Origin of the sequence: Campylobacter sp. CNRCH_2015_0338h (genome assembly GCF_025772785.1) — a bacterium.
Classification (GTDB): domain Bacteria; phylum Campylobacterota; class Campylobacteria; order Campylobacterales; family Campylobacteraceae; genus Campylobacter_D.
Genome location: NZ_JAKMST010000005.1, coordinates 22,237 through 37,279, shown reverse-complemented (window position 1 = coordinate 37,279; position 15,043 = coordinate 22,237). Strand labels below are relative to the sequence as shown.

Genomic DNA, 15,043 nt, shown 5'->3' with positions numbered 1-15,043 from the left:
TTTCTTAATTATAGCACTAAAATCTTAATCTTTTATAAGTAAATACAGTGGTTAGAAGCGTTATAAATGATAAAAATAAAATATAAATAAAAATTCCATAAACAAAAGGATTCTCAGGTCTTATAGCTAAAGAATGCAACATAAATACAAGCTGAGGTGTAAAACCACCCGCTATAGCATAGGCTATATTATAAGAAAAAGAAATTCCACTAAAGCGAATACTTGGTTTAAAAATTTTACACATTAAAATAGGTGCTAAGGCATTAATACCACCAAAAAAACATGCAATAAAATAAAAATATATACTTAAATGTAAAATTTGAGCATAGAAAAAATAAAAATAAAAAAAGCAAGAAAGACTAAAACCTATTGTAAAAATCAAACTAGTGGTTAAAAAGCCAAATTTATCTACCCAAATTCCAGCAAGCAAGGTTCCGCAAGATAAAATCACTATTGCAATCATTTGTATTAAAATAGCGTCTGTTTTATCAAGAACTAAAACTTCAGGTATAAAATTTGGCATAAGTAAAATAAGTATAATCACACAAGCTGTAAGCATCCATGTTAAAAGCATAGAAGCGATGATATCTAAAAAAATATTTTTTTCTTTAAAAAGAGCTTTTAAAGGAAATTTTTCTAAATCATTTTCTTGGTGCATTTTTTGAAAAATCGGTGTTTCTTCTAGAAATTTTCTAAGATAGATAGAAATAATACCAAAAATACCACCTATGGCAAATGGAATACGCCAAGCATAATCATAAATTGATTCTTGATCAAAACAATGATTAATTACCAATGCAACAGCACATCCTAAAAGAATTCCAAAAGCCATAGAAGCATTAATAGCGCTAATATAAAAACTATCTTTTCCATCGGGTGCATGTTCTTTTACAAAAACCCAAGCACCAGGTAATTCTCCGCCTATGGCTATACCTTGAGCTATTCTAACAAGTAGTAAAAAAATAGGAGCTAAATAACCTATACTTTCAAAAGTAGGTATAAAAGCTAAAGAAAAAGTTGGAAGTACCATGAGTAATATGCTTAACATAAACATTTTTTTACGGCCAAATTTATCACCAAAATGAGCCATAACTATGCCACCAAGTGGTCTAGCTAAATATCCTGCCGCAAAAGCTCCATAAGTATTTAAAAGTTTCCAAAAATCACTTAAATCACTTGGAAAAAAATTTCTTGAAATATAATTAGCAAAAAAGACAAAAATCACAAAGTCATAAAATTCTAAGGCCCCACCTAAAGAAGATAAGGAAAGTGTTTTATAATCACTTCTTTTTAAACTTTTTGGCATCTAAATACTTTCTTTTTTGTAGTAATTTTATAATTATAGTAAAAAAATATCATAGTTTGTTAAAAAATATTAAAAATTTAACAAGAAAAATTGTGATAAAATAATAGTTTTGTATTTTATAGAAAGGAGAAAAGCATTGGCAAAAGATGATATTATCGAAATTGATGGTAATGTAATCGAAGCTTTACCTAATGCAACTTTTAAAGTTGAGTTAGATAATAAACATGTGATACTTTGTCATATTGCAGGTAAGATGCGTATGCATTATATTAGGATTATGCCTGGCGATAGAGTTAAAGTGGAACTAACACCTTATAGCCTTGATAAGGGTCGTATTACATTTAGATACAAATAAGTCTAAGTTGTTTAAAAGCAAAAGTAAAATATAATTAGCACTTTTGCAGAAATTGCAATAAAACTGTATGAAGAAGTATTTTCAAAATCACCACTTATTTTGAAAATAGTTGGTTGCTCTAAAAACCTGGTGCAGTTGTAAAAAAAGTGGAATTTACAATAACAGGAGTAAAGCATGAAAGTTAGACCATCTGTTAAAAAGATGTGTGACAAATGCAAAGTAGTTCGTCGTAAAGGCGTAGTTCGCATTATTTGCGAAAATCCAAAACACAAACAAAGACAAGGATAATTTATGGCTCGTATTGCAGGTGTGGATTTACCAAAGAAAAAAAGAATTGAATATGGTTTGACTTATATTTATGGTATAGGTTTGCATACTTCAAGAAAAATCTTAGATAAAACAGGAATTTCTTACGATAAAAGAGTTCATGAACTAAGTGAAGATGAAGCAGCAGCTATCCGTAAAGAAATTCAAGAAAACTATATGGTTGAGGGTGATCTTAGAAAACAAGTTGCTATGGATATCAAAGCATTAATGGATCTAGGAAGCTTTAGAGGCTTAAGACATAGAAAAGGCTTACCGGTTCGTGGTCAAAAAACAAAAACAAATGCCAGAACTAGAAAAGGTAAGAGAAAAACCGTTGGTGCAAAATCATAAGGATAGAAAATGGCAAAAAGAAAAGTAGTTAAGAAAAAAGTAGTTAAAAAAAATATAGCTAAAGGTATAGTTTATATCAGTGCAACATTTAATAATACTATGGTTACTGTAACTGATGAAATGGGAAATGCTATCGCTTGGAGTAGCGCAGGTGGTTTAGGATTTAAAGGTTCTAAAAAATCAACTCCTTATGCAGCACAACAAGCAGTAGAAGATGCTTTAAATAAAGCAAAAGAACATGGTATTAAAGAAGTAGGTATTAAAGTACAAGGACCAGGAAGTGGTCGTGAGACAGCGGTTAAGAGTGTAGGTGCTATGGAAGGTATTAAAGTAACTTTCTTAAAAGATATTACCCCATTAGCTCATAATGGTTGTAGACCACCAAAACGTCGTCGTGTCTAAGAATAAGATATAAGATTTAGGAGAATTATAATGGCAAGATATAGAGGACCAGTAGAGAAATTAGAAAGACGACTTGGCGTAAGCTTGGCAATGAAAGGCGAAAGAAGATTAGCAGGTAAAAGTGCTTTAGATAAACGCCCTTACGCACCAGGTCAGCATGGACAAAGAAAAGCTAAAATCAGCGAATACGGACTTCAATTAAGAGAAAAACAAAAAGCTAAGTTTATGTATGGAGTTAGCGAAAAACAATTTAGAAGATTATTTAGCGAAGCTGCTAGAAAAGATGGCAACACCGGTGCGCTTTTAATCCAGCTTTTAGAACAAAGACTTGATAATGTTGTTTATAGAATGGGTTTTGCTACAACACGTCGTTTTGCTAGACAACTTGTAACTCATGGACATATTTTAGTAAATGGTAAAAGAGTGGATATTCCTAGTTATAGAGTAGAAGCAGGTCAAAAAATTGAAGTGATTGAAAAAAGCAAAAACAATCCTCAAATTTCAAGAGCGATCGAACTTACTGCTCAAACTGGTATAGTTGCTTGGGTTGATGTAGAAAAAGATAAAAGATTTGGAATTTTTACAAGAAAACCTGAAAGAGAAGAAGTTATCATTCCAGTTGAGGAAAGATATATCGTTGAGTTGTACTCTAAATAATAAAGGTTTTTGATATGAGACATATTACAACTTCTGCTTATACACCGACAGAGTTTAGTATTGAAAATATCAGTGATACAGTAGCAAAAGTAAGCGCATGGCCTTTTGAAATTGGCTATGCTATTACTTTGGCGCATCCTTTGCGTCGTTTGCTTTATTCAAGCACAGTAGGTTTTGCTCCAACAGGAGTTAAAATCAAAGGCGTAGCACATGAATTTGATAGTATGCGTGGTATGCTTGAAGATGTAGCATTGTTTATTATCAATCTAAAAAAATTAAGATTTAAACTAAAAACAGATTCTGAAAAAGAAGTTATAACTTTTAGTTTTAAAGGACCAAAAGAAATTTGCGGAAAAGACTTAGATAACGATGTTGTTGAGGTTGTGAACGCAGATAGCTATCTTGCAACGATCAATGAAGATGCAGATTTAGAATTTACCTTAATCATTGAAAAAGGTATAGGTTATGTACCTTCTGAAGAAGTGCAAAATTTCTTAGATCCTGAATTTATAGCACTTGATGCATTCTTTACTCCGGTAAAACATGCAGTTTATGATATAGAAAAAGTGCTTTTTGAAGATAACCCAGATTATGAAAAAGTTGTTTTCACAATCACAACTGATGGTCAAATTTCACCAAGTGATGCTTTTAAAAATGCTTTAGAAGCAATGTATAAACAATTATCAGTGTTTGATAAAATCACTAATGCTCAAAGCGTTGTAAGAAGCCAAACACAAAATAATGAAGTAGAACATGTAAAATTACTTCAAAATATAACTGAGTTAAATTTAAGTGCAAGAAGCTTTAATTGCCTAGAAAAAGCAAATGTGGTTTATATCGGTGAGCTTGCTTTAATGAGTGTAGGCGAACTTGCAGATTTAAAAAATCTAGGTAAAAAATCTTTAGATGAGATTAAAAGTGTGATGGAATCTATAGGTTTTCCTATAGGAAATTCAAAACTCAGTGATAGTGCAAAAGAAACGCTAAAAAGAAAAATTACAGAATTAAAAGCACAAAATGAAGGATAATCAATGAGACATAGACATGGATATAGAAAGTTAGGTCGCACTTCTACTCACCGTGCAGCCTTATTAAAAAACCTTACCATTGCTATTATTAAAGCAGGTAAAATAGAAACAACATTACCTAAAGCAAAAGAATTAAGAGGTTATGTTGAAAGATTGATCACTCGTGCAAGAAAAGGTGATTTCAATGCCCATAGAGCAGTTTTTGCTAGCTTGCAAGATAAAGAAGCTACAAATAAACTTGTAACAGAAATCGCACCTAAATTTGCAGATAGAAACGGTGGTTATACAAGAATTATCAAAACAAGAATCCGCCGTGGCGATGCTGCAGAAATGGCTTTCATCGAATTTGTAGCTTAATTTTTAGCCTTTTTAAAGGCTAAAAACTTCTTATTTTTATTTATTTACTTACTATTTTTTGTATTTTTATCCATTTTTTGCTACTATTAATCTTTTTAACTACAAAAAAGGAAAAAAATGCAAGAAAATTCAAGATTACGCATAGCTATACAAAAATCAGGTCGTTTAAGTAAAGATTCTATGGCCTTGCTTGAATCTATAGGCGTAAAACTTCGCATACACGATCAAAGTTTGATTGCTTTTTCTACAAATTTACCTATTGATTTACTTAGAGTAAGAGATGATGATATACCAGGATTAATTTTTGATGGAGTAGTAGATCTTGGCATAGTTGGAGAAAATGTTTTAGAAGAAAATGAACTAGAAAGAAAATCAAAAAACGAAAATGCAGATTTTATAATGCTTAAAAAGCTTGATTTTGGTGGGTGCCGTTTGTCTTTAGCATTGCCAGAAAATAGCGAGTATAAAGGTATAGAAAGTTTTAAAAATTTACGCATAGCAACTTCTTATCCACAGCTTTTAAAGCGTTTTATGGAAGAAAATAACATTCCTTATAAAACTTGTATGCTAACAGGCTCAGTTGAAGTAGCACCAAGTGCAAATTTAGCTGATGGAATTTGTGATTTAGTTTCAAGTGGTGCTACTTTAAAAGCAAATGGGCTTAAAGAAGTTATGGTGATTTATAAATCAAAAGCTTGCATAATCCAAAGAAAAGAAAGTTTAGCTTCACATAAACAAGAATTAATCGATAAACTACTCATTAGGATTAATGGAGTTATGCAAGCAAGAGAGTCAAAATACATCATGTTGCATGCTCCTATTGAAAAGCTGGAAAAAATCACAGCTTTATTACCAGGTGTTGAAAAACCTACGATTTTGCCTTTAGAAAATGATAAAGCTAGAGTGGCGCTACATATGGTAAGTCAAGAAAATTTATTTTGGGAAACTATGGAAGCTTTGAAAAAAGAAGGCGCAAGTGCGATTTTAGTTTTACCTATTGAAAAAATGCTCTCTTAAAGGATAAAAATGCAAATACTTGATTTTGAAAAATTAAACCAAAGCGAACAAGAATTAGCACTCAAGCGTCCTGCTATGAGTGCTAATGCGCAGGTTAAAACCATAGTAGAACAAATCATTGAAGATGTCAAAATAAATGGCGATGAAGCTTTAAAACAAATGGCTATAAAATTTGATAAAGTAGAGTTAAATTCCATTAAACTAAGCGATGAAGAGCTTAGTAATTTAGCAGAGCAAATTGATGATGAGTTAAAACAAGCTATTAAAATAGCTTATGAAAATATCTATAAATTCCACAAAGCTCAAGAAAGTCAAACCATAGAGGTTCAAACCTTTGAAGGGGTAACTTGCAAGGTGCTAACAAGAGCCATTGAAAAAGTAGGGCTTTATATACCAGGAGGCTTAGCACCACTTTTTTCAACCGCACTTATGCTAGCTATCCCTGCTAAAATTGCAAAATGTAAATTTATAGCCTTAGCTTCCCCAGCACCACTTCATCCTGCCATTGCTTTTGTGGCAAAACTTTGCGAAGTTGATGCAGTGTATCAAATAGGTGGAGCAGGAGCCATAGCAGCGCTTGCTTATGGAACGCAAAGTGTGCAAAAAGTGGATAAAATTTTTGGCCCAGGAAATGCTTTTGTAACTGAAGCCAAAAAGCAAGTTAATAATCATGGAGTAGCTATTGATATGCAAGCAGGACCTTCTGAAGTGTTAGTTTTAGCAGATGAGTTTGCTAATGCTAAATTTATAGCTTCAGATTTACTCTCACAAGCTGAGCATGGAGCAGATTCTCAAGCGATTTTAGTTTGTACAAGTGAAAAACTAGCCAAAGAAGTAGATAGTGAAGTTGCTTTACAGCTTGAAAAACTCTCGCGTAAAGAAATTGCTTCCAAATCTTTAGCACACTCTAAAATCATTCTTGCAAAAGATATAAAACATGCCATAAGTATTTTAAATGACTATGCGCCAGAGCATTTGATCATTCATACACAAAATCCATCTAGCTTGCTTGATGATATTATACATGCAGGTTCAGTATTTTTAGGTGAGTATTCTCCAGAATCCATGGGAGATTATGCAAGTGGAACAAATCATGTATTACCAACTTATGGTTTTACTAAGTCTTATTCTTCATTAGGGCTTGCTGATTTTATGAAAAGAATGACTGTACAAGAACTTAGTAAAGAAGGCTTTAAAAAGCTTGGACCTGTGGTGGAAATTTTAGCAGCAGCTGAAGGGCTTGATGGGCATAAAAATGCCGTGAGTTTAAGATTAGAAAGTCTAAAATGAGTGCAAAAATTTTATTTATCGATAGAGATGGCACGCTCATTGATGAGCCAAAAGATGATTTTCAAATCGATTCTTTAGAAAAGCTTGAGTTTGAAAAAGGTGCTATCAATGCACTGTTAAAGTTAAAAAATTTTGGTTTTAAATTTGTTATGGTAAGTAATCAAGATGGTTTAGGCACAAATTCTTTTCCTAGGGAAAATTTTGACAAGGCTCATGAAAAAATGCTAAGTGTTTTTCAAAGTTGTGGTATAGAATTTGAAGATATTTTTATATGCCCACATTTTGAGCATGAAAATTGCGCCTGTAGGAAGCCAAAAACTGCCATGCTTGAAAACTATATCAAAAATAAACTTTATGACAAAAATAAAAGTTTTGTCATAGGCGATAGAGACAGCGATATGCTTTTGGCGCAAAATCTTGAAATTCAAGGTTTAAAATATGATAAAAACGATTTTAACTGGGAGCAAATCGCTGATTTTATCTTGCAAAATTACCGCAGTGCCTGCATAGAGCGTAATACCAAAGAAACTCAAATTCAAGTTAAAATAGCTTTTAATGAAAAAGCAAAAGCTGATATAAAAACAAATATCGCATTTTTTGATCATATGTTAGAGCAAATTGCTACGCATGCAAATATATCTTTAGAGATAAAATGTAAAGGGGATTTAGAGGTTGATGAACATCACAGCGTAGAAGATGTCGCGCTTGCTTTGGGAGAGGCTATCAAAAGCGCACTTGATCAAAAAATAGGCATTGCAAGATATGGCTTTGTTTTGCCTATGGATGAGTGCTTGGCAAGTTGTGCGATTGACTTTTGTAATAGACCGCATTTAGTTTATAAGGCTAAATTTAAAAAAGAAAAGCTTGGAGAATTAAGCACAGAAATGATAGAGCATTTTTTCTACTCACTAAGTTATGCTATGGGTGCGAGTTTGCATTTAAAAGTTAAAGGCAAAAACGATCATCACAAGGCCGAAGGACTTTTTAAAGCCTTTGCAAGAGCTTTAAAAATGGCTATAAAAATAGAAAATGAAAACCTAGCAAGCTCTAAAGGAGTGATATGAAACTAGTTATTATAGATACAGGTTGTGCGAATTTAGCTTCTCTTGCTTTTGCAATTGAGCGTTTAGGACAAAAAAGTATCATCACGCATGATTTAAAAGAACTTTCACAAGCAGATAAGCTTTTGCTTCCTGGGGTTGGTACAGCAGCTAAAGCAATGGCTAATCTAAAAGCACTTAATTTAGAAAATTTTATCCAAACTACCACAAAACCACTTTTAGGTATTTGTCTTGGTATGCAAATTTTGGGTAAATTTTCAGAAGAATTACACCAAAAAACACTTGGTATTATGCCTTTTGATACGCAAAAATTCCAAGAAAAAGCAAATTTTACTTTCCCGCATATGGGGTGGAATCAAGTCTTTAGCTCACATGAACTTTTTAAAGGCTTGGATGGAGCTTATTTTTATTTTGTGCATAGTTATTGTGTGGGCTTAAATGAATACACCATCGCAGAGTGTGAGTACTCTACTAAATTTAGTGCAAGTTTAAACAAAGACAATTTTTATGGCGTGCAGTTTCACCCTGAAAGAAGTGGCGAAGTGGGTGAAGTATTATTAAAAAATTTCATAAATATGTAGGTAAAAATGCAAACTCAAATCATTCCAGCATTAGACTTAATAGATGGCAAAGTAGTAAGGCTTTATAAAGGTGATTATGCTAAAAAGCAAGAATACGGCTTTGATCCTTTAGCTAAATTTCAAGAGTATGAGGCTCAAGGCATTGCTTGGCTTCACTTGGTGGATTTAAGCGGTGCAAAAGATCCTAGTAAAAGACAACTAAAACTCATAGAAAACCTAGCTTCAAAAATTAGAGTAAATCTTCAAGTAGGCGGAGGAATTCGCACTAAAGATGAGGTTAAAGCTTTGTTTGATAGTGGTGTTAAACGCGTAGTTATAGGCTCTTTAGCGGTTAAAAACAAAGCCTTTACACAAGAGCTTTTAAATGAATTTGGTGTAGAAAGTATAGTCTTAGCACTTGATAGTATTTGCGTTAAAGATGAGTTTTTTGTGGCCGTTGATGCATGGAGTAAAACAAGCGATGAAAAATTATTTGAGCTTTTAAATTTTTATAAAGATGTAAAGCATATTTTATGCACAGATATTTCTAAAGATGGCACGATGAGTGGGGCAAATATAACTTTATACAAAGCTTTGCATGAAAAATTTCCGCATTTACAAACCCAAGCAAGCGGAGGTGTGGCAAGTTTAGAAGATTTTAAAAAGCTAAATGGCATAGTAAGTGGTATCATCGTAGGTAAAGCCTTGCTTGATAAAGAATTTAACATAAAGGAGGCTAAAGAATGCTTGCAAAACGCATAATTGCGTGTTTGGATGTAAAAGATGGTAGAGTAGTTAAAGGGGTGCAGTTTAAAAACCATGAAGATATGGGCGATATCATCGAGCTTGCTAAATTTTACTCACAAAATGGCATTGATGAGCTAGTATTTTATGATATAACCGCTTCAGCTAAAAATGAGCGCATTGATAGGACTTGGGTAAGCAAGGTAGCACAAAACATCTCTATACCATTTTGTGTTGCAGGTGGCATAAAAAGCGAAGATGACGCAAAAGAGCTTTTGGCAAATGGTGCTGATAAAATTTCTATTAATTCCCCTGCTTTAAATGATCCTGATTTAATCTCACGCCTTGCAAAAAGCTTTGGAGTGCAATGCGTAGTCGTAGGTATAGATACTTTTAAAGACGAAAACAACGAGCTTTTAGTCTATAAATACACCGGAGATGAGAGTAAATCTCATCATAGTGGTAAAAAAACACTAGAATGGGTAAAGCAAGTATGTGAGCTAGGAGCCGGTGAAATCGTGTTAAATATGATGAATCAAGATGGCATGAGAAAGGGCTATGATCTTGATCAACTTGCTAAAGTTAGACAGATTTGCCCTGTGCCTTTAGTGGCAAGCGGTGGTGCAGGGGCCAAAGAGCATTTTTTAGATGCTTTTAAACTTGGTGTTGATGGAGCTTTAGCAGCTTCAGTGTTTCATAAAAAACTTATAGATATTAAAGAATTAAAACTATTTTTAAAAGATCAAGGCATACAAATTCGTATTTAAAGGAAAAGCTATGAAGATAAATGAAGAAGAATTTATAAAAAGCATTAACTGGCAAAAGGTTAATAACCTTGTTCCTGTGATCATTCAAGATTATCATTCTTGTGAAGTTTTAATGCAAGGTTTTATGAATGAACAAGCTCTAAGAGAGAGTTTTAAGCACCAAAAAGTTGTGTTTTACTCACGTACTAAAGAGCGTTTGTGGATGAAGGGTGAGCAAAGTGGGAATTTTTTGCATATTATAGATATGGGGCTTGATTGTGATAGAGATTGTATCTTGATTTTAGTTAAACCTAGCGGGGCTACTTGTCACACAGGCGATACTTCTTGCTTTGAAACACTTTCTAAAAAGGCTGATTTTGTATTTTTATCGCGTCTTGAAAGGCTGATTAATTCTCGTAAAAGTACCTGTGCAAGTTCTTCTTACACAGCTGAGCTTTTTTCAAAAGGCACTAAACGCATAGCGCAAAAAGTAGGCGAAGAAGGCGTTGAAACCGCTTTGGCTGCTACTGTTAAAGACAAAGATGAGCTGATAAATGAAGCAGCTGATTTACTTTATCATTTAGAAGTGTTATTAGCTGATGCGGATTTGAGTTTAAATGATGTGATTGCTAAATTAAAAGAAAGAAATAAAAGTTAAGCGTGATTTCTCACGCTTAATTAAGCAATATTTTTGAAAAGATTCATTAACTATATCGAGTAATTTTAAAAAAACTTTACACATTAAAATCTAATTTTTGATTTATTTTCTACTTTTTAATTTCATTTCATTTGTATTTTTGGAACACTTATTGCTTTATATCTGCATAAGCAATAGAAGATTGTGAGATATTCACAAAGCAATATTTTTTAAAGGATTTAATTATGATGAGATCTCTTTGGGCTGGGGTTTCTGGACTCCAAGCACACCAATACGCAATGGATGTAGAAGGTAATAACATAGCCAATGTTAATACATTTGGTTTTAAATATTCTCGTGCGGATTTCTCAACGCTTATGAGTCAAACTTCTAAGATAGCTACAGCTCCAGATGGTAACCTAGGTGGTAAAAATCCTATGCAAGTAGGACTTGGTGCAGGTGTAAATTCTACTACTAGAATTCACTCTCAAGGTAATATCCAAACCACAGATAAAAACACCGATATGGCTATCAATGGTGATGGATTTTTCATCGTTTCAAATGATGGTGGTACTACTCAGTATTATACCCGTGCAGGGGACTTTAAAACAGATGCAGTGGGAAATTTCGTAGATAATAACGGCTATACCGTTCAAGGTTGGAACTATAATCAAGAAACAGGACAAATTGACTCTTCAACCTCAGTAGGCGATATAGTGATCCCACCTGGTATGAGTATGCCTGCTAGACCAAGTACTTCAGTAAGTCTTACAGCAAATTTAGATAGTGGTAATACCCTAGGTGCTAATGCTTCTGCTAAAAGACCTATTTATGCATTAGATTCTACTCATGGTCATAGGGAAGATACAGGAACGGCTGTAGATGAAAATGATACAGGACATACCGAGTTTTATACTACTTCAAAAAGTGGAGCCCAAGTAACTGAAAAAGGTATTGATATGGGCGTAGTATTTAATGCTCAGGGTGAGGGTTTAAACCTAAGAGATGGGCAAGGTATATGGGTGAGTTATGCGGATGCTAAGTGGCAATCTACTCAACAATTTAATACTAGCTTGCCAACAAATGCTGCTGATATTCAAACTGATACAGACTATACATTTTGGGGATTTACTAGAGCTGATGGAACTCAAGTGCCTGCTACTTTAGATATCACTATCAATGGAACTAGAATTCAAGCTACAGGTGTAGGACAAGATACTTTTATCAATGCTATCAATGCTAAGACATCAGAAACAGGCGTAGTAGCTTCTATAGTAGATGGTAGAATGACTTTTACTAATGATAATAGCACAGGAACTACATCTAAAACAAAAAATATTAATATTAGTGTAAATAATACAACAAATACAGCAGGACAAGCTATAAGACCTACTGGAGACATAGCACAATTGCAACCACCTGCGGCCGGAAATACTATTTTAGGTGGACAAAATGGACCTATAAGTGTTGTAACTGCTCATGAGTATATTTATAGTGCAAATAGTGTAGATATAGGTGCTAATCCTGATCCAAATGAAATAGATACTTGGCCTGATATGGCAGGAAGAAGAACTTTCCATACTACTGAGGATTTAAGAGAGCTTTTACAAAGAGATGCAAGATGGGCTGTAGACTATGATGGAAATGGCACAAGAGAACAGGCTGATGCAAACGCTGGTGTAAAAGTAGTGGTAGAAAGTGATGGTAGATTTAAAATCACAAATCCTGCAGATCAAAATGCAAAAGATATGACTTTTAAGGTTACAGGCTATTCTAATGAGGCTAATAAAATTTCTACTAATGATAAATTTACAGCGATGTTTAGCGCCTTAGATGGAAATTTCAATGCAGGTAATAATGAAAAATACTCTCAAGATATGTATTTATCAGCGCACACAGCTAGTATAGAAATTTTTGACTCACTAGGAACTAGACATGAGCTAACTGTGCAATTTACCAAGCAAAGTAAAACAGCAGATGGTGGAGCTGAATGGTCTATCATCATCTCAGTACCTGAGCCTGCAGAGATAAATTTTAGTGGAGATGGTGCTCCAGGAAACATAGTAGTAGGAAATTTAAGATTTGGTAACGATGGCTCTTTACAAAGTTATACACCAAATGTATTGAATTTCACTGGAAATAATGGCTCAAAACCTGATCAAGTTATAAAACTTGACTTTGGTACAACAGGTGGTTTTGATGGTTTAACAAGCTATGATAAAGACTCGGCTACTACTAAACAAGAAACTGATGGCTACACAGGGGGTAATCTAAAACCAGATGCATTAAGAACTGATGAGAATGGTTATATCTATGGAGAATTTACAAATGGTAAAACTCTAGCTTTAGCTAAGGTTGCTCTAGCTACTTTCCCAAATAACATGGGTCTTGAAGAAATGGGTAATAACCTTTTCAAAGCGACAGCAAACTCAGGAACACCTACTATAGGTCATGCTGGTGAAGGTGGTAGAGGGGGCTTAAAAGGCTCAGCCATAGAAATGTCAAACGTGGATTTAAGTCGCGCATTAACCGAGCTTATCGTAATCCAAAGGGGTTATCAAGCAAACTCAAAAACGATTACCACAAGTGATCAGCTTTTAAATACTTTGCTTCAATTAAAACAATAATTTTAACCCAAGGTTTTTAAAACCTTGGGATCAAGCTTTACAAGGTTATCAAGGTAGCCTTGTAATACTTGATGACCTTGAAGCCTTCAATCTATTGCTAACTCACTTCTTTCTTGCCTTAAGGAGTGAGTAGCATGATTTGCATATCGACAAGAAAAAATAAAAATTTATAAACTTAATTATCTACTATAGTTTTAATCATTGCAAATTTAAAATATTTTGTTTTGCTATCATGATTAAAAACGCTAAAATTATCAAGAAAAATATAAATATTATTTGTTGATGTAAAGTTTTTTGAAAAAGGTTCGATATAGTCAGTGAATCTTTTCAAAAATATTGCTTAATTAAGCGTGAGAAATCACGCTTAACTTCTTTTTGATTTTACTTAACTTTCTTTTATTAATCAAACTCAGATAAGAAATCAAAGATAAAAATGCACAAGTTCCTAAAATAAACGATAAAAATATAGGTGTATTAGCATTTAAAAGACTTACTAAAAATGCCATCACTCCCGCCATAGCAAATTGCGCTGCCCCTAAGAGTGCTGAAGCACTACCTGCATTTTGTTTTGATCTTGCCATAGCTAAAGTGGTGGTATTTGGCAGGATAAAACCCAAACTTGCTATGATAAAACACAAAGGAATTTCAAAAGCCCAAAAACCTAGATCAAAAGTTGCTCCTAAAATGAGTAAAAAGGTTAAAAAAGTAATCATCATAAGCGCTCTTGGTAAAACATAATAAGGCGAGAGTTTAAGAACTATTCTTGCGTTTATATTAGCACATACAACAAAACTTAAAGCATGAGCTCCAAAAAGGGCTGCGTATTGTTGAGGGCTGAGTTCAAAAACACGAGTAAAAACAAAAGATGAACCGGTTAAATAAGCAAAAAAACCTGCAAAGATTAAATTCCCACAAAGCAAATACACCACAAACCGACGATCTTTTAAGATTTTTTTGTAACTTTTTGCAACTTCTTTGTGATTAAATTTCTTACCTTGGGTGTTGAGGTTGCTTTCTTTTAAGGAAAAAATAACAAGCATAAATAAAATAAAACCTAAGATAAATAATGTCAAAAATATACTACGCCAAGAAAAAAACTCAAGCAAAATCCCACCAAAAGTAGGAGAGAGCATAGGCGCCAAAGAAGTAAAAACCATCATCAAAGCATAAACCCCTGCTGCTTCTTTAAGCTCAAAAACATCATTTACTATAGCTCTTGCTACAACTACGCCCACACAACCTCCCAAAGCTTCAAAAAAACGCAAAGCTATAAAAGCATGAATGGAATCAACTAAAACACAAGCAATACTTGAAGAAATAAAAAGAAAAAGTCCTATATATAAAGGTTTTTTTCTGCCATATACATCACTTAATGGCCCATAAAAAAGCTGACCCAAAGAAAAGGCTATAAAAAAACTTGCAAGAGAAAGTTGAGTGTAAAAAGAATTTGTTTGAAAGCTTTTTTCTACCTCATTTAAAGCAGGTAAATACATATCAGTTGAAAGTGGTGCTATGGCAGATAAAAAGCCTAGTATGAAAATGAGTTTGAGTTTTTCAAAACCTTTTATTTGAGTGCGTTTTTGCATACAAAATCCTAAA

The 15,043-nt window shown here is 33.5% G+C and carries 17 protein-coding genes; 15 read left to right on the top strand and 2 right to left on the bottom strand.

The window, feature by feature from the left end; genetic code table 11:
* Positions 1-16: 16 nt before the first annotated feature.
* Complete coding sequence (locus L8X30_RS04530) at positions 17-1,306, bottom strand: MFS transporter (RefSeq protein WP_263679239.1); 1,290 nt, start codon at positions 1,304-1,306, stop codon at positions 17-19.
* Between the two features lie 136 nt (positions 1,307-1,442).
* Here L8X30_RS04530 and infA point away from each other — a divergent pair, with 136 nt between their 5' ends.
* The 15 genes from infA (at position 1,443) to flgE (ending at position 13,444) form a co-directional block, all read left to right on the top strand.
* Positions 1,443-1,661, top strand: a complete 219-nt coding sequence (infA, locus tag L8X30_RS04525; protein WP_012660842.1) for a translation initiation factor IF-1 — start codon at positions 1,443-1,445, stop codon at positions 1,659-1,661.
* Positions 1,662-1,835: 174 nt separating this feature from the next.
* Positions 1,836-1,949 carry a 50S ribosomal protein L36 gene (rpmJ, locus tag L8X30_RS04520; RefSeq protein WP_002781429.1) on the top strand — a complete coding sequence of 38 codons (114 nt, stop codon included), beginning with the start codon at positions 1,836-1,838 and terminating at the stop codon, positions 1,947-1,949.
* 3 nt (positions 1,950-1,952) lie between these two features.
* A complete protein-coding gene (gene rpsM, locus L8X30_RS04515; protein WP_012660843.1) occupies positions 1,953-2,318 on the top strand; it encodes a 30S ribosomal protein S13 in 366 nt (121 codons plus the stop codon).
* A 9-nt stretch (positions 2,319-2,327) separates the two neighbouring features.
* Positions 2,328-2,720, top strand: coding sequence for a 30S ribosomal protein S11 (gene rpsK, locus L8X30_RS04510; protein ID WP_012660844.1), 393 nt, complete (start codon positions 2,328-2,330; stop codon positions 2,718-2,720).
* A gap of 30 nt (positions 2,721-2,750) precedes the next feature.
* Positions 2,751-3,377 (top strand): 30S ribosomal protein S4, encoded by a 627-nt coding sequence (gene rpsD / locus L8X30_RS04505; protein ID WP_039617184.1) that lies wholly within the window; start codon positions 2,751-2,753, stop codon positions 3,375-3,377.
* Between the two features lie 14 nt (positions 3,378-3,391).
* Positions 3,392-4,405 (top strand): DNA-directed RNA polymerase subunit alpha, encoded by a 1,014-nt coding sequence (locus tag L8X30_RS04500; protein ID WP_263663730.1) that lies wholly within the window; start codon positions 3,392-3,394, stop codon positions 4,403-4,405.
* A gap of 3 nt (positions 4,406-4,408) precedes the next feature.
* Positions 4,409-4,762, top strand: coding sequence for a 50S ribosomal protein L17 (rplQ, locus tag L8X30_RS04495; protein WP_012660847.1), 354 nt, complete (start codon positions 4,409-4,411; stop codon positions 4,760-4,762).
* A 117-nt stretch (positions 4,763-4,879) separates the two neighbouring features.
* On the top strand, positions 4,880-5,779 hold the full coding sequence (gene hisG / locus L8X30_RS04490; RefSeq protein WP_263679238.1) for an ATP phosphoribosyltransferase: 900 nt from the start codon (positions 4,880-4,882) through the stop codon (positions 5,777-5,779).
* Positions 5,780-5,788: 9 nt separating this feature from the next.
* Complete coding sequence (gene hisD / locus L8X30_RS04485; protein ID WP_263679237.1) at positions 5,789-7,069, top strand: histidinol dehydrogenase; 1,281 nt, start codon at positions 5,789-5,791, stop codon at positions 7,067-7,069.
* Positions 7,066-8,133: a bifunctional histidinol-phosphatase/imidazoleglycerol-phosphate dehydratase HisB gene (hisB, locus tag L8X30_RS04480; RefSeq protein WP_263679235.1), complete on the top strand. Its 1,068-nt coding sequence runs from the start codon at positions 7,066-7,068 to the stop codon at positions 8,131-8,133. The genes hisD and hisB overlap by 4 nt, the downstream gene beginning before the upstream one ends.
* Entirely contained in the window at positions 8,130-8,711 is a 582-nt protein-coding gene (hisH, locus tag L8X30_RS04475) for an imidazole glycerol phosphate synthase subunit HisH (protein ID WP_263679234.1), read from the top strand. Before hisB ends, hisH begins: the two co-directional genes overlap by 4 nt.
* Before the next feature lie 6 nt (positions 8,712-8,717).
* Positions 8,718-9,452: a 1-(5-phosphoribosyl)-5-[(5-phosphoribosylamino)methylideneamino]imidazole-4-carboxamide isomerase gene (gene hisA, locus L8X30_RS04470; protein WP_263679233.1), complete on the top strand. Its 735-nt coding sequence runs from the start codon at positions 8,718-8,720 to the stop codon at positions 9,450-9,452.
* On the top strand, positions 9,434-10,201 hold the full coding sequence (gene hisF / locus L8X30_RS04465; protein WP_039625107.1) for an imidazole glycerol phosphate synthase subunit HisF: 768 nt from the start codon (positions 9,434-9,436) through the stop codon (positions 10,199-10,201). Before hisA ends, hisF begins: the two co-directional genes overlap by 19 nt.
* Before the next feature lie 10 nt (positions 10,202-10,211).
* Positions 10,212-10,838, top strand: a complete 627-nt coding sequence (hisIE, locus tag L8X30_RS04460) for a bifunctional phosphoribosyl-AMP cyclohydrolase/phosphoribosyl-ATP diphosphatase HisIE (protein WP_263679232.1) — start codon at positions 10,212-10,214, stop codon at positions 10,836-10,838.
* Positions 10,839-11,062: 224 nt separating this feature from the next.
* The gene (gene flgE / locus L8X30_RS04455) at positions 11,063-13,444 is read left to right on the top strand and encodes a flagellar hook protein FlgE (RefSeq protein ID WP_263679231.1); all 2,382 of its coding nucleotides are present in this window, start codon (positions 11,063-11,065) and stop codon (positions 13,442-13,444) included.
* A 344-nt stretch (positions 13,445-13,788) separates the two neighbouring features.
* Here the strand turns inward: flgE and L8X30_RS04450 are convergent, their stop codons facing one another.
* Positions 13,789-15,030, bottom strand: a complete 1,242-nt coding sequence (locus tag L8X30_RS04450; RefSeq protein ID WP_263679230.1) for a multidrug effflux MFS transporter — start codon at positions 15,028-15,030, stop codon at positions 13,789-13,791.
* Between the last annotated feature and the right edge of the window lie 13 nt (positions 15,031-15,043).

Bases quoted from the DNA above. Each gene is read 5' to 3' on its own strand.
- rpsM (WP_012660843.1), top strand. From the start codon at position 1,953: ATGGCTCGTATTGCAGGTGTGGATTTACCAAAGAAAAAAAGAATTGAA.
- L8X30_RS04530 (WP_263679239.1), bottom strand. From the start codon at position 1,306: ATGCCAAAAAGTTTAAAAAGAAGTGATTATAAAACACTTTCCTTATCT.
- rpsK (WP_012660844.1), top strand. From the start codon at position 2,328: ATGGCAAAAAGAAAAGTAGTTAAGAAAAAAGTAGTTAAAAAAAATATA.
- hisIE (WP_263679232.1), top strand. From the start codon at position 10,212: ATGAAGATAAATGAAGAAGAATTTATAAAAAGCATTAACTGGCAAAAG.
- L8X30_RS04450 (WP_263679230.1), bottom strand. From the start codon at position 15,030: ATGCAAAAACGCACTCAAATAAAAGGTTTTGAAAAACTCAAACTCATT.
- L8X30_RS04500 (WP_263663730.1), top strand. From the start codon at position 3,392: ATGAGACATATTACAACTTCTGCTTATACACCGACAGAGTTTAGTATT.
- rpmJ (WP_002781429.1), top strand. From the start codon at position 1,836: ATGAAAGTTAGACCATCTGTTAAAAAGATGTGTGACAAATGCAAAGTA.
- flgE (WP_263679231.1), top strand. From the start codon at position 11,063: ATGATGAGATCTCTTTGGGCTGGGGTTTCTGGACTCCAAGCACACCAA.
- hisB (WP_263679235.1), top strand. From the start codon at position 7,066: ATGAGTGCAAAAATTTTATTTATCGATAGAGATGGCACGCTCATTGAT.
- hisF (WP_039625107.1), top strand. From the start codon at position 9,434: ATGCTTGCAAAACGCATAATTGCGTGTTTGGATGTAAAAGATGGTAGA.
- hisD (WP_263679237.1), top strand. From the start codon at position 5,789: ATGCAAATACTTGATTTTGAAAAATTAAACCAAAGCGAACAAGAATTA.
- rpsD (WP_039617184.1), top strand. From the start codon at position 2,751: ATGGCAAGATATAGAGGACCAGTAGAGAAATTAGAAAGACGACTTGGC.
- rplQ (WP_012660847.1), top strand. From the start codon at position 4,409: ATGAGACATAGACATGGATATAGAAAGTTAGGTCGCACTTCTACTCAC.
- hisH (WP_263679234.1), top strand. From the start codon at position 8,130: ATGAAACTAGTTATTATAGATACAGGTTGTGCGAATTTAGCTTCTCTT.
- hisA (WP_263679233.1), top strand. From the start codon at position 8,718: ATGCAAACTCAAATCATTCCAGCATTAGACTTAATAGATGGCAAAGTA.
- hisG (WP_263679238.1), top strand. From the start codon at position 4,880: ATGCAAGAAAATTCAAGATTACGCATAGCTATACAAAAATCAGGTCGT.